We start from the raw sequence: 13,539 nt of genomic DNA on the forward strand, positions 1-13,539 counted from the left end.
GTAGACCGTCCGTCAGCACGGTCGACTCGAAGACGAACGCGATGACGCGACGGCGGCTAACTTCCGGAGGCGGTGAAGTAGGCCAGCTCCCATGGGTCGTGTGCGCTGAAGACCGTGATCTCGTCCGCGTGGTCGCGTCGGAGGGAGCGCAGTCGGTCGCGGGTCGCATCGCGAGCTGTGGCGTCGGTCTGTGCTCCCTGCTGGACCGGGTCGAGGACGGGATGAGAGAGGGGCGGCGTGTGCTCGAGCTCGCCGTGATACATGTACGCGTCGCCCGCGTGCAGCAGCCACCGTCCGTGGCCGTCGCGCACGGCGACACCCGAGTGTCCCGCCGAGTGGCCAGGCAGTGGCACCAGCAGCAACTCGCATACCAGCCCCTGCGGTCGCATCACGTCGGGGAAGCCGAACCACGTTGTGCGGTCGGCCATGGTCGCGGGGGTGAGCAGCGGATTGTGCGCCCGGTGCGCCGGCACGAAGCGGTCGAGGGTGTGCCGGTGGTGCGCTGCCGTGGGGTCGGTGACGGCCCGGTATTCGTCGGGGTGGACATGCACCTGCGCGTGCGGGAAGTCCGGCAGTCCTCCCGTATGGTCGCGATGCAGGTGGGTGAGCACGATGTGCCGCACGTCCTGGGACGCGTACCCGAGGCGGACGACTTGGCGCAGGGCGCTCTCCTCGGGATTCAGCTCGGGCTGGGCGTAGGCGACCCAGTCCGCACCCAGCGACCGGTCAGGGTGCTGCAGGTCGGCGGTGCCGAGGCCGGTGTCGACCAGGATCAGCCCGTCCGAGTCCGTCTCGATGAGCAGGCAATGGCAGGCAACGGCCCGTTCGCGGTTCACGGCGCCGGCCGGAAGCTCTTCGCCGAGTGGTGGAATCTTGCGGAGAGAACCGCAGTTGAGGTGGTGGATGCGCACAAGGCCCCCCTGGAGGCAAGCTGGCGGGGTTTTCGACGGACATTAGGAGGGGGCTTCGTGACTCACCAAACCGTTGGACACGCACCGGCAGGTGATCAGGACGGCCCGCTGGCGGACTGTCCTGACAGCGCCCTGGTTCCGCCTGGCCACGAACCGCGATGCCCTGTTGACATCACCCTCGCCGCGTTGGGTGGTCGGTGGACGCCGCTGGTGGTCCGCGAGTTCCTGCGCCGCGGTCAGGCCACATACTCCGAACTGTCCGCCGCCCTGCCCGCTCTCTCGGACAAGGTCCTCTCGGACCGGCTGGCCCAGTTGACCGGTGCGGGCGTCATCGAGCGTCACCGCACCCCGGGCTGGCCTCCCCGCGTCCGCTACATTCTGACCAGCCGGGGCCGGGCGCTGGAACCAGTGGTGCGCAGCATGTGGGAGTGGGGCACGGCGCGACGGGACACCCTAGGCTGATCGGCAGACCCGTCCCGTCGAACACGGCCTGGATCTCGCCAGTCCGCCGCTCTACCCCCGCTCGTCCCGGCCAGGCCTGCCCCGAGCGGCGGCCCCACGGAGCGCCCCGGCCCGGTGCCCGCCCGCCGTCTGCCATTCTTGCGCCGTGCAGAAGCCCAGCGCCGTCACGCCCGACGCCCCCGCGACGATACGGGCGCCGCTCCTCACCCAGGATTGGCTCGACCTCGCGTTCGTCCACTGGGCCGTCGAGCCCGCCACCGTGGCGGGGCTCATGCCGCGCGGCACCGTTCCCGACACGCACGACGGGCTCACGTACGTCGGTCTCGTCGCCTTCCGGATGCACCGGGTCGGCTGGCTGGGGCTGCCCGGGGTGCCGTACTTCGGCTCGTTCCCGGAGACCAACGTGCGGCTGTACTCGGTGGACGCGCACGGGCGGCGCGGTGTGGTCTTCCGGTCGATGGACGCCTCACGGCTCCTGCCCGTGGTGATGGGCCGCGTCGGCTTCCGGCTGCCCTACCTGTGGTCCCGCATGTCCGTCCGCACCGTCGGCGACACCGTGACCTACACCAGTTCCCGCCGCTGGCCCGGCCCGCGCGGCGCCTACAGCCGCATCACCGTACGGCCCGGCGAACGCATCGACGAGCCCACCGGGCTGGAACACTTCCTCACCGCCCGCTGGGGCATGCACAACGCGTTCTTCGGCGGTGCGGCGTATCTGCCCAACCAGCATCCCCGCTGGCCCCTGTACCGCGCCGAGCTCCTCGCCTGCGACGAGGACCTGATCGCGAGCGCCGGGATCCCGGCCCCCGCCCACGCCCCGGCCAGCGTCCTGTACTCACCGGGCGTCGCGGTCCGCCTCGGCCGCCCGGTCCGCGCCGGACGCCGTTGACCGTACGCGGTGCGTCGCCGTAGGCCGTGCGTGGCTGTTGGCTGTACGCGGTGCGTCGCCGTAGGCCGTGCGTGGCGTGTGGCTGTTGGCCGTACGTGGCGCGTGGCCGCCGGCATCCTCACCACCGTCGGCTTCCCCACCCTCACCCTCACCCTCGCCCTCCGCGCCATGCGGCTCGAGCTCGCGGCCACCGACCAAGGTTCGAACGCGACCATCGCGTCGAGTCGCCAGGCCGGCCGGACCGTGACCGTCGTCGGGCAGGCCGACGGCCGGGCGACCCGAGCGACCGGTCACCGCACCGCCCACCCGGCAGCGCCGGAAAACCCGCGTGCTGGGACGGATGGCGGCCGGTGGGACGGTGCGCCTCCACACCGTCCGGAACGGTCGGCACGCGGACGGATCCGCCCATGGGGTCGGAGACGAACAGCAGTTGGCCGGAGCTCATCGCGGACCCGTCTTCCCCGATGGTCTCCCGACCAGCCTCTGATGAAAACGATTATCATCGTGTACCTTGCCTCGTGTTCAGGACCATGAGAAGAAGCGAGGGCACCGATGCCGGCCTCACCGTCGAGATTCGTCCGACGCTGGATCACCGCGGCGCTAGTGGGTTCCGTCCTGGTCGGATGCGGCACATCCGCCGAACCCACGGGTGGTGGCAAGGCCGCGAAGGCCGACGCCAGGACCGACGTCACGGTGGAACCCATCAAGGCGACACGGCAGTTGACCGACGCGAACGGCGTCAAGATCTCCCTGGAGCGGGAACCCGAGAGGATCGTCTGCCTGTTCGGGCTCTGCGACGACATCCTGACCGAGCTGGGCATCGTCCCCACGGCCACGAACAACGCTCTCCTGGCCCACCCCGACTTCCTGGGGAAGGAGCGGGCGGCCGAGATCGACGTTATTCCCGGAGGGTTCATCGCCCCCGAGGTGGAGGCGATCCTCTCCCACAAGCCCGATCTCGTGATCGGCCTCGAGGACACCCACGGCAAGCTGGCCCCCGCCCTGAAGGGCGCCACCACGTTCTGGGCCATGCAGCCCGAGAAGTGGCAGGACAGTGTCGGCTATCTGCGCGACGTCGCCGCGCTCACCGGCCGCACCGCCGAGGGCGAGAAGGCCGAGAGGGCCTTCCGTGCCAAGCTTGCCGGCGCCGAGCGGGCCAAGAGCGACAAGACCGCGCTCGTCATCTTCGGCAGTGACGAGAACTTCGGCGTCGCCACCCCGGGCACGGACGTGACCGCCGGTCTGTTTCCCAAGCTGGCCGACTATCCCTGGACCTCTCGTGGTGTGGAGGGAAGTTACAGCCTCGAAGAGATCCTCGCGCGCGACGTCGACGTGCTGTTCGTCGAGACGATCAGCTTCGGCGAGCCGGACGGCAAGCTGTCGGAGAAGCTCGCGAAGAACCCCCTGTGGGGCAAAATCCCGGCCGTGCGCAACGGGGACGTCCACGAGGTGAACTCCGAGGTGTGGGCCAAGGGACGGGGCACCCGCTCGCTCGGCATCGTCCTCGACGAGGCCACGGCCGCGCTGCGATGAGAGAGCCGACCGCCCGGGCCGCGGCCGCGGCCGAGGACGTGACGTCGGGCGGGCGGCGGTCCGTACGGTCCCCGCGCGACCCGCGCGCGGGCAGGGCGAGCAGGCGGTGGCAGCTTCTCGTGGTGAGCGCGCTGCTGGTCGCGGCGTCCGTGTGCATGCTGAGCCTGGGCACGCCCTACGTGCCACTGCACCGCCTTCCCGGAGCATTGCGGGACGCGGACGGCACGCTCGCCGGGATCGTCGTCACCGAACTGCGCGTCCCCCGGCTGGTGCTGGCGCTGCTCGCCGGTGCCTGCCTGGGCGCGGCGGGCCTCGTGCTGCAGGAGGCGCTGCGCAACCCGCTCGCCGTCCCCGAGATGCTGGGCGTGTCCTCCGGGGCCGCGCTCGGGGTCGCGGCTCCCCTGGTGCTGGCGGTGTCCGTCCCCGCCGTCGCGCAGCCCCTCCTGGCCGTCGGCGGGGCCGCGCTCGGCGGCGCGCTCACACTGCTGGCCGCCGGACTGGGGCGCAGCCCGTCCGCGGTACTGCTCACCGGGGCCGCGGTCGCCGCCGCCCTGCAGGCCGCGCTGCTCGTGCTCATGATCATGGCCGATCAGATGGACCTCCAGCTGATCTACCGCTACCTGCTCGGCTCGCTCTCCGCCCGTACCTGGGACGACGTCGCCGGGCTGTGGCCGTGGCTGCTCGTCGCGGTGCCCGCACTCGTGCTGTGCGCGCCGGTGCTCTCGGTACTGCGGCTGGGGGACGAGGACGCCGAGGCGCTGGGTGTCCGCGTGCACCGGGCCCGGTTCGCCGCGCTGGCGATCGCGGTCCTGCTGATCGCGCCCGTGACGGCCGTGTGCGGTCCGGTGGCATGGGTCGGTCTCCTCGCCCCGCATCTGGCCCGACGGCTCGATCCGACGGCGGACGCCGTGCGCTGGCTGCCCTGGTCGGCCGCGTGGGGTGCCGTGGTGGTGGCCGTCGCCGACGTACCGGCCCGGCTGGCACTGGCACCGGTGGAGACCCCTGTCGGCGCCTGGACGTCCCTGTTCGGCGTGCCCGTCGGGGTCGCTCTGCTCCGGTCGGGAAGGCGGAGACCGAAGGCCTCCGGCCCGGCGGCGGGCTCCGAGGCCGCCCGCCCGGACCGGCGGGTCGCGCCGGCCGCGTCGCAGGAGGGCGCCCGGTGAGCCGGGGGTCCGGAGGAGGGAGCAGGGTGAACCGGCGTTTCGCAGGAGGGAGCGTGGTGAGCCGGCGTTTCGGAGTGCTCCTCCTGCTCCTCGTCGTGTGTGTCTGCGGTGGACTGCTGGCCGGCCGCGGCATGTCCCCGGCCGTGGTCCGCGAGGTCCTCGGTGGGGGCGGCGACACGACGGAGCGGCACATTCTGCTGCAACTCCGCCTGCCCCGCCTGCTGGTGTCCCTCGGCGCGGGGGCCTGCCTCGGCGTGGCGGGCCTGATCCTCCAGTCCGCCCTGCGCAACCCGCTCGCCGGACCCGAGGTCACCGGTGTGACCCCGGGCGCGGTACTGGGTGCCGTCACCGCGACCGGCCTCGGACTGGCGGGCTGGGAATCGCCCCTCGCCGTCGTCGTCGCCGCGTGTCTGGGCGGGTTCGCCGGAGCCGCGCTGACGTGGCTGCTCGCGGGCCGTGGCGGGGGCGATCCCGCGCAGACCGCCGTGCACGGGGTGCTGGTGTCGGCGGTGCTCGGCGGGCTCACCGCCATGGTGCTGCTGGTCGCACCGGGACAGCTCGGCAGTGTCGTGCAGTGGCTCGTCGGCACGACGGAGGGGCGGGTGTGGCAGCACTGGCACCTGCTGTGGCCGTGGGCGCTGGCCTGGGGCGTACTGGCCTGGCTGCTGGCCGGGCCGCTGACCCTGCTGCGCTGCGGCGACGAGATCGCCGGTGCGGCCGGGCTGTCCGCCGTGCGTGCCCGGACCCTTGCCCTGGTGTGCGCCGTGGCACTGACGGCGAGCGCGGTGGCCGCGGTGGGCGCGCTGGGCTTCGTCGGGCTGCTCGTTCCGCACCTGGCCCTGGCGGTGTTCGGTGCGGACCTGCGGGTGACGCTGCCCGGTGCCGCCCTCGTGGGGGCCGCCGTGGTGAGCGGGGCGGACGCGGCGGCCCAGCTGATGTCGCGGCTGCTGGCCGTCGTGCTGGACACCGAAGGGCTCACGCTGCCGGTCGGGGCGCTCACCACGTGTATCGGAGCGGTGCTGCTGCTGGTCGTCGTACGCCGGGCACCGAGCCGAACGTTCTGATGTCGACGAAGGACAGAACATGACCGAATCCGTGGGTATCCGTGCCGAGGGAGTCCACTTCGGCTACCCCGGCCGTCCCGTGCTGCGCGGTGTCGACGTGACCGTCGAACCCGGCGAGCTGACCGCCCTCATCGGCCTCAACGGCTGCGGCAAGTCGACCTTGCTGAGGCTGGCCGCCGGCCTGCTGCGGCCGGGTCAGGGGCGGGTCCTGCTCGGCGGCGACGACGTCGCCGGCCTCTCCCGGCGCGCCACGGCGCGACGGGTCGCGCTGCTGCACCAGTCGGCCCCGGCCGTCCCCGGCATGACGGTCCGGCACCTCGTCCGGCAGGGGCGGTACGCGGCGCGCGGCCCGCTCGGCATGCTGCGCGAGGGCGACGACCCCGTCGTACGGCGGGCGTTGCGCGACGTCGGGGTTGAGGAGTGGGCCGACCGGGACGTGGACGCGCTGTCGGGCGGTGAACGGCAGCGGGTCCGGCTCGCGATGGCGCTCGCCCAGGACACTCGCGTCCTGCTGCTCGACGAGCCGACCACCTACCTGGACCTGCATCACCAACTCGACGTGCTGCAGACCGTGGTGCGCCTGCGCGAGGAGCGCGGCCTCACCGTCGTGATGGTGCTGCACGACCTGGCCCACGCGGCGCGGTTCGCCGAGCGGATCGTCGCCCTGCGGGACGGCCGCGTGGTGGCGGACGGGACGCCGAAGGAGGTGGTCACCCCCGGGCTGCTCGCCGATGTGCTCAACGTCGCGGGCAGGGTCGGCCGGGACCCCGAGGGCGGCTGGCCGGTGTGTTACCCGGATCACCCTCTCCCGGGCGTGGAATATGAAAATGATGTTCACTAGATTGCGCTCTGGGGCGCTGTCGACCTGCTGCCCGGGAGCGGTACCGCCTGGCTGCGCTGTCACCGCGAGGGCCGGCGGTCTGGCTGGAGCCCCTCGCGGCCGCTCCCGGAGACGTCACCTCGGCCCACGTCCGTCGAACTCACCGTCACCGCACGGCGCAGCCGGCCTCGGTGCCGCACCAGGCGCCGCACCCGGCAGGGCCCGGATCGTCCACGGCGTGGCCCTCGGCACCACCCACTCAGGAGGGGGAACCCCGTGATCGTCCACCCAGAGCTGCGGCGTGCCGCACGGCACGCACAGCGCCCCCTGCTCGCGGCGACCCTCCTGCAGGGAGCCGTCACCCTCGCCCACCTCGCGCAGGCCGTGCTGCTCGCGATCGCCCTCGCCGGCGTGGCCCGGGGCGACACGGACCGGCTCCCGCCGCTCCTCGGGGGCGTACTCGGCGTCGTAGCCGCCCGTGCGGGGCTCGGTCACTGGCAACGGCGCACCGCCACCCGTGCCGGGGCGCGGGTCAGGGTGCGGCTGCGGGACGAACTCCTCGCCCACCTCGGACGGCTCGGACCGGCGTACCTGACCGCCGCGCGTGCCGGAGCCGTACGCGCCACCCTCGTCGACGGGGTCGAGGGCGTCGACGCCTACGTCTCCCGGTACCTGCCGCAGCTCCTCGTCACCGTCGCCGTGCCGCCGCTGCTCCTCGCCGTCCTGGCCGCCGTCGAACCGGTCGCCCTGCTCGGTCTCGTCCCCGCCCTGCTGCTCGGCCTGCTCGGTCCACGCGCCTGGGACCGGCTCCTGGCCGAGCGCGGCAAGGAACACTGGGACACCTACGAAGGCCTGGGCGCCGACTACCTCGAAGCACTGCAGGGCATGCCCGCACTGCGGGCCGCGGGCGCCGTCGGACGCACCCGCGAGCGACTGGAGGTACGCTCCGCGGCGCTGCACCGGGCGACCGTCGCCAAGCTCCGCGTGTCACTGGTCGACACCGGTCTCACGGACCTGGCCATCCAGGGCGGCACCGTGGCCGCCGCACTGCTCGCCTGCTGGTCGGCCGTCACCGGTTCCGCCACGCCCACCGGCACCTACCTGGTGCTGCTCCTGGCCTCCGAGTGCTTCAGGCCCGTACGCGACCTGTCCCGCGAATGGCACGCCGGATACCTGGGGGCGTCGGCGGCGGACGGACTCGCCGCACTGCGCACCGCCGACCCCGAGGTATCCGATCCCCAGGTCCGCGACCCGGCGCCGGAGCGAGCGCACTGGCCGGATCCGCCGTGCATACGCTTCGAACACGTGGAGTTCGCATACGACGGAGCCGACGGGCCGGTCCTCCGCGACGTCACCTTCACCGCCGAGGCGGGGCGCACCACCGCCGTCGTCGGGCCTTCCGGCGCCGGCAAATCCACGCTGCTCACCCTGCTTCTGCGCCACCGCGACCCGCAGCGGGGCCGGATCACCGTCGACGGCCGAGACGTGGCCGGGTACGGACTCGACTCGCTGCGGCAGGGCATAGCCGTCGTCTCGCAGGAGACCTACCTCTTCCACGCCTCCATCGCCGACAACCTGCGCCTGGCACGGCCGGACGCCACGGACGAGGAACTGGCCCACGCGGCACGGGCGGCCGGCGTCCACGACGAGATCACCGCCCTCCCCGACGGCTACGCCACCCTGCTCGGCGAGCGGGGCGCCACCCTGTCCGGCGGACAACGCCAGCGCCTCGCCCTCGCCCGGGCCCTGCTCGCCGACGCCCGGGTACTCGTCCTCGACGAGGCCACGAGCGCGGTCGACGAACGCCGGGAGGCCCACATCGTCCGGGAACTGCTCGACGCCGCCGGAGACCGGACCGTCCTGCTGGTCGCCCACCGGATCGCCGCCGTCCGGCACGCCGACCGCATCGTCGTCCTCGACGGCGGTCGCGTGGACGCAGTCGGGGAGCACGCCGCCCTCGTGGCTGCCGGAGGCGTCTACGCGGAGCTCGTCAAGGCCGGTCACACCGAGGAAGAGGGGCTCGCCGCATGAGCAGCACCATCGGCACCACCACCGTGGTGACACCGGGCGGCACCACCGACGCGTCCGTGCCCCCGCGGGGCTCACTGCGCGCTCTGCTGCCCGCCCTCACCGGGCACCGTGTCATGGCGGCCCGCACCTGCGTCGCCGCACTCGCCGAACAGGGCTCACTGGTCGCGCTGCTGACACTGGCCGCACACAGCGTCGGAACCGCCGTCATCGAAGAGCAGGCCCCCTCACCCGGTACGGTCACGGCGCTGATCGCGCCCGTCCTCGTACGCGCCCTGATGACCTGGCGCGAGATGGATCTCTCGCACGACCTGGCCTACCGGGTGCTGGCCGAACTGCGCGTGCGGGTCTTCGACGGGCTCGCCCGCAGCGCCCCCGCCCGGGTGGCCGGACGCCGCAGCGGGGACCTGGCCACCACCGCGCTGGCCGACGTCGAGGCGCTGGAGTTCTTCTACGCGCACACCACGGCCCAACTCCTGGCATCCGGCGTGGTGTTCACCGGCGGGGCCGTCACGCTGGCGGCGGTGGAACCGTGGCTGCTGGCGGCGGTGCTGCCCTGCGCCGCGCTCCTGACCGTGGCCCCCTTCACCGACGCGCGTGGACGCGCCACGCGCGGGGCCCGCACCAGGACCGAGATCGCGAAGCTCTCGGCCGACACCGTGGAGACCGTCGACGGACTGCGTGAACTGCTCGTCTTCGGAGGGCTCGCCGAGCGGCGCCGCCGCCTCGCCGAGCAGGGCCGGCGGGTAGGTGCGGCACAGCGGGCCGAGGCCTCCTGGGAGGCCATGGCCGCAGCCGTCCGTGATCTGCTCATCGTGCTCGCGGTCCTCGGCGTGGTGCTCGCGGCCGCGCAGTCCGTGAACTCGGGTCGGCCGCACGGCGCATGGGCCCCGGCCGCCATGGTGCTGGCCCTGTCGGTGCTGGGGCCGGTCGCCGAGTCGGCCCGGTCGCTGAGCCAGGCCGTGGGGCTGCGCGCCGCGGCCGCCCGCGTCGACGCGGCCGTGAAGGCCCCCGCGTCGGCCCCGCCACCCGCCGCCGTCCGTCGGCTTCCCCCGGGCCCGCTGGGTGTCCGACTGCACGGGGTGTGCTTCGACTACGGGGGCGGACCCGTACTCGACGGAGTCGACCTGACGGTTCCCGCCGGGCAGACGCTTGCCCTGGTCGGTGTCTCGGGGGCCGGCAAGTCGACCTGCGCCCACCTGCTGGCCCGCTTCTGGGACCCGTCCGCAGGAGCCGTCCAGCTGGTGCCCCGTGACGGCGACCCCGTCGACCTCCGCGACGTGGCGGACGCCGAACTGCGCCGTGCCGTCGCCGTCGTGGGGCAGGAGACGCCCCTCTTCCACGGCACCCTCGCGGAGAACCTGCGCCTTGCCGCACCGGACGCGGACGACGAGGTCCTCGCCGAAACCGCCCGGGTGTGCGGCGTGGACGGGATCGCCGCCCTGGACTCACTCGTCGGGGAGCGCGGCTCCACGCTCTCCGGCGGCCAGCGGGCCCGTGTCGCTCTCGCCCGCGCCCTGCTGGCCCGGCCGAGGGTCCTCGTGCTGGACGAGACCACGGCCCACCTGGACAACGCCGGCGACGCCCGGCTCGCCGCCGCGCTCGCCGGAGGTGATCGGACGACCGTCGTCATCGCCCACCGTCCCGCCACCATCCGCCGCGCGGACCGTATCGCCGTCCTGGAATCCGGCCGCGTCGTGGAGGAGGGCACCTGGGACGACCTGACCACCCGCCCGGGCGGCGCCCTCAACCGCGTGCTGGCCGTCACGCCGTCCTGAGCTCGCCGTCCGGTGAGGGGCGCCACCGACAGCGCCGGGCCGACGGGCAACCGCCTCCGCGGTGTCGCGGGCAGGCGCGGGGGAGCGGCCGTGCGTGCGGTGATTTCCTCGACGGTGACGTCCCGAGGCGGTCTCGACGAGGTCGAGGCCGTCCCGGTGACGCGACGACGCCCGAGGCCGGGGAGGACACCGTGGACGCACCGCCCGCCAGCGAGGTGGCTCGACACAGGAAATGCCGCGAGCCGCGACGGGTTTCGCGATGTTCCGCGGGCGTAGTGTCGACCCGTCACCGAGGAGGACTTCTGATGCGCAGCGTGACCTATTCGATGGGCGTCTCACTTGACGGCTTCATCGTCGGGCCGGACGGCGACTTCGACTGGACGGTGCCGGACGAGGACGTCTTTCGTTTCTGGATCGACGAGATCCGCGAGGTCGGCGTCCACCTGTTGGGACGACGGCTGTACGAGACGATGCTGTACTGGGAGACCGCCGATCAGGATCCGTCGCTCGACGACTCGATGCTCGAGTGGGCCGCACTCTGGAATCCGCTCCCGAAGGTGGTGTTCTCCACCACGCTGTCGGCGGTGCAGGGCAATGCCCGCCTGGCTTCCGGCGGTCTGGCGGAGGAGATCGAGCGGTTGCGAGCCGAGCCGGGGGAGGGGGACATCGCGATCGGTGGCGCGACCCTCGCCGCCGAGGCGGCCGCATCGGGTCTGATCGACGAGTACCGGGCCATGGTCTACCCGGTGCTGGTCGGCGGTGGCATTCCGTTCTTCCCCCAGCACGAGCGTCGGGTGGATCTCGATCTCGTCGAGACCCGCACCTTCAACTCGGGCATCGTCTACCTCCGCCACCGGGTGGCGCGCTGACCTGATCATCAACGTCCGGTGTCGAGCGGTGCGTCGAACGCGACCATGCTCGACCTCTCATGGCGGGCGCCGGGGCCGGTCACCCACGAGGCTAAGGGCTGTCCCGTAAGTGATCTTGCCCAGCTATGATCTCGACCGTGTCACGCGTGATCACAGCGTCTGAGCCCTCCTGGATAGCCCCGTTCGCTGGTGTGGCTCCGCGCCAGTTCAACCGGGTGGTGCGTGCCCTGTGGCGGAAAGACGCCGACGTCGCTCGACGGGGCCGGCCGTGGGGGATTCCGCTGGAGGACCGAGTGCTTCTGGTCGCTGCGTACTGGCGTACCAACCTGACCCTGCGGCAGCTCGCTCTGCTCTTCGGCGTCTCGAAGTCCGCAGCCGGCCGCATTGTCAGGCATGTCGGGCCTCTTCTCGCGTTCCGGCCCCGTAAGCGGTTTCACAAGGACGCCGTGCTCATCGTGGACGGCACTCTGGTTCCCACCCGCGACCACGCGGTGGCGGAGCGGTCCAAGAACTACCGGTGCTCGACGAATCACCAGGTTGTCATCGACGCGGACACCCAACTGGTGGTCGCGGTCGGCCGACCGTTGCTGGGCAACCGCAACGACTGCAAGGCATGGGAGCTATCCGGGGCGAAGGCCGCCGTCGGGAACACCGCAGTGATCGCCGACGGAGGTTACCGAGGTACCGGGCTCGTCATCCCACACCGCCGCACCCCTGGACAGAGCGATCTGCCCGCCTGGAAGGTAGAGCACAACGTCTCTCACCGCAAGGTCCGTGCTCGGGTCGAGCATGCCTTCGCCCGGATGAAGACCTGGAAGATCCTGCGCGACTGCCGCCTCAAAGGCGATGGCGTGCACCACGCGATGCTCGGCATCGCCCATCTGCACAACCTCGCGTGCCGCGACTGACCGCACCCGGCCCGAAGCACTGTCCGTTCAGGATTCGGCGGGTAAGAGCTGGACCAGGCCGACCCCGTTCCCCTCGTCCACCTTGGTCTGGGTGGCACGGATCCTGCCGCGAGGCCGCTGGGAGTCAGGCGCGGCGGGCGGCCCACACCGTGCGCTCGGTGCGTACGACGAGGTCCTCGCGGAGCAGCAGGCTGTTCGGGCTGCTGGTGTCCAAGAGCTCGTCGAGTGCGGTGAGGTCCTCGGGGCTGAGAGCGGGGGCGGCGACGCTGCGGATTCGCTGCAAAATGCCGTAGGCGTAGCGGCCGACGGCTTCGTTGCGCGCCCCTGCGACGCTGACAGTGAGGGTGCGATCGTCCTCGACGGTGAAGCCGGCGGCGGTCAGCATCGGGCCCCAGTCGGCGCCGCGGTGCGGAACGCGCTCGGCGTGGAAGCTGTTGGTCGCAGCATGAGCGCGCTCTTCGAGGCCGGGCCGGTTTTCCGGGGCGTGGGCAGGCAGGAAGCGGGGGACGCCCGCGAGCTCGACGACGGCGAACAGGCCGCCGGAGGCGATCAGTTCGCGGACGTTACGCAGGGCGCGTTCGGGGTTCGCCATGTGGTGCATCGAGGCCGAGGCCCACGCCAGGTCCGGCTGACCGAGGTCGGGCCACTCGCGGTGGTCGAGGTCGGCCTGCACGGTCCGTACGCGCTCCTGGATGCCGCGGGCGCATGCCTTCTCGCGCAGGAGCTTCAGGTGCTCGGCGGAGGTGTCGACGGCGGTGATGTGCGCATCGGGGAAGCGTTCGAGGAGGGCGAAGGTGCCCGCGCCGGTGCCGCAGCCCAGGTCCACGATGTGGCGGGGCTCGTCCTTCAGCGGCAGCCAGGCTGTGATTGACGCAATGTGTTCGGCGAGTACCTCGGCATCCAGGTCGAGGATCTCCGCCTGACCGCCGTCGCTGTGTGCATGGTGTCCGCCGTGGCCGTGGCCGTGGCCGGGGCCGGGGTGGTGACCGCCGTGACCGTGGTGGGGGGTGTGCTGATGAGTGTGGGTCATGACTCCACCGTAAGCCGACCATGCGCCTGCCGCACACATCGTTGCGTATAAAGCAAGGATGTGGTTCGGTGCGCTGCTCGGCAC

At 72.5% G+C, this 13,539-nt stretch carries 12 protein-coding genes; 10 read left to right on the plus strand and 2 right to left on the minus strand.

Annotation, left to right across the window (positions count from 1 at the left end; translation table 11 throughout):
• Positions 1-56: 56 nt before the first annotated feature.
• Positions 57-911, minus strand: coding sequence for an MBL fold metallo-hydrolase (locus ACP4J0_RS13300; protein WP_426598858.1), 855 nt, complete (start codon positions 909-911; stop codon positions 57-59).
• A 186-nt stretch (positions 912-1,097) separates the two neighbouring features.
• On the opposite strand from ACP4J0_RS13300, the gene ACP4J0_RS13305 reads away from it, so the two are divergent.
• The 10 genes from ACP4J0_RS13305 (at position 1,098) to ACP4J0_RS13350 (ending at position 12,425) form a co-directional block, all read left to right on the plus strand.
• Positions 1,098-1,373 (plus strand): winged helix-turn-helix transcriptional regulator, encoded by a 276-nt coding sequence (locus ACP4J0_RS13305; protein ID WP_426598859.1) that lies wholly within the window; start codon positions 1,098-1,100, stop codon positions 1,371-1,373.
• Positions 1,374-1,518: 145 nt separating this feature from the next.
• The gene (locus tag ACP4J0_RS13310; protein ID WP_426598860.1) at positions 1,519-2,262 is read left to right on the plus strand and encodes a YqjF family protein; all 744 of its coding nucleotides are present in this window, start codon (positions 1,519-1,521) and stop codon (positions 2,260-2,262) included.
• Positions 2,263-2,814: 552 nt separating this feature from the next.
• Positions 2,815-3,795 (plus strand): ABC transporter substrate-binding protein, encoded by a 981-nt coding sequence (locus ACP4J0_RS13315; RefSeq protein WP_426598861.1) that lies wholly within the window; start codon positions 2,815-2,817, stop codon positions 3,793-3,795.
• 155 nt (positions 3,796-3,950) lie between these two features.
• Positions 3,951-4,958 carry a FecCD family ABC transporter permease gene (locus ACP4J0_RS13320; protein ID WP_426598989.1) on the plus strand — a complete coding sequence of 336 codons (1,008 nt, stop codon included), beginning with the start codon at positions 3,951-3,953 and terminating at the stop codon, positions 4,956-4,958.
• Positions 4,959-5,014: 56 nt separating this feature from the next.
• Positions 5,015-6,022, plus strand: a complete 1,008-nt coding sequence (locus ACP4J0_RS13325; protein WP_426598990.1) for a FecCD family ABC transporter permease — start codon at positions 5,015-5,017, stop codon at positions 6,020-6,022.
• A gap of 19 nt (positions 6,023-6,041) precedes the next feature.
• Positions 6,042-6,863 carry an ABC transporter ATP-binding protein gene (locus ACP4J0_RS13330; protein ID WP_426598862.1) on the plus strand — a complete coding sequence of 274 codons (822 nt, stop codon included), beginning with the start codon at positions 6,042-6,044 and terminating at the stop codon, positions 6,861-6,863.
• Between the two features lie 255 nt (positions 6,864-7,118).
• Complete coding sequence (locus ACP4J0_RS13335) at positions 7,119-8,873, plus strand: ABC transporter ATP-binding protein/permease (protein WP_426598863.1); 1,755 nt, start codon at positions 7,119-7,121, stop codon at positions 8,871-8,873.
• Entirely contained in the window at positions 8,870-10,648 is a 1,779-nt protein-coding gene (locus ACP4J0_RS13340; protein ID WP_426598864.1) for an ABC transporter ATP-binding protein, read from the plus strand. Before ACP4J0_RS13335 ends, ACP4J0_RS13340 begins: the two co-directional genes overlap by 4 nt.
• Positions 10,649-10,953: 305 nt before the next feature.
• Complete coding sequence (locus ACP4J0_RS13345) at positions 10,954-11,517, plus strand: dihydrofolate reductase family protein (RefSeq protein ID WP_426598865.1); 564 nt, start codon at positions 10,954-10,956, stop codon at positions 11,515-11,517.
• 137 nt (positions 11,518-11,654) lie between these two features.
• Positions 11,655-12,425, plus strand: coding sequence for a transposase (locus tag ACP4J0_RS13350; RefSeq protein WP_426598866.1), 771 nt, complete (start codon positions 11,655-11,657; stop codon positions 12,423-12,425).
• A gap of 124 nt (positions 12,426-12,549) precedes the next feature.
• Here the strand turns inward: ACP4J0_RS13350 and ACP4J0_RS13355 are convergent, their stop codons facing one another.
• Complete coding sequence (locus ACP4J0_RS13355) at positions 12,550-13,455, minus strand: class I SAM-dependent methyltransferase (RefSeq protein ID WP_426598867.1); 906 nt, start codon at positions 13,453-13,455, stop codon at positions 12,550-12,552.
• Positions 13,456-13,539: the final 84 nt, after the last annotated feature.

Source organism: Streptomyces sp. WG7 (assembly GCF_049975785.1).
Lineage (GTDB): Bacteria > Actinomycetota > Actinomycetes > Streptomycetales > Streptomycetaceae > Streptomyces.

Bases quoted from the DNA above. Each gene is read 5' to 3' on its own strand.
- ACP4J0_RS13315 (WP_426598861.1), top strand. From the start codon at position 2,815: ATGCCGGCCTCACCGTCGAGATTCGTCCGACGCTGGATCACCGCGGCG.
- ACP4J0_RS13320 (WP_426598989.1), top strand. From the start codon at position 3,951: ATGCTGAGCCTGGGCACGCCCTACGTGCCACTGCACCGCCTTCCCGGA.
- ACP4J0_RS13330 (WP_426598862.1), top strand. From the start codon at position 6,042: ATGACCGAATCCGTGGGTATCCGTGCCGAGGGAGTCCACTTCGGCTAC.
- ACP4J0_RS13340 (WP_426598864.1), top strand. From the start codon at position 8,870: ATGAGCAGCACCATCGGCACCACCACCGTGGTGACACCGGGCGGCACC.
- ACP4J0_RS13345 (WP_426598865.1), top strand. From the start codon at position 10,954: ATGCGCAGCGTGACCTATTCGATGGGCGTCTCACTTGACGGCTTCATC.
- ACP4J0_RS13355 (WP_426598867.1), bottom strand. From the start codon at position 13,455: ATGACCCACACTCATCAGCACACCCCCCACCACGGTCACGGCGGTCAC.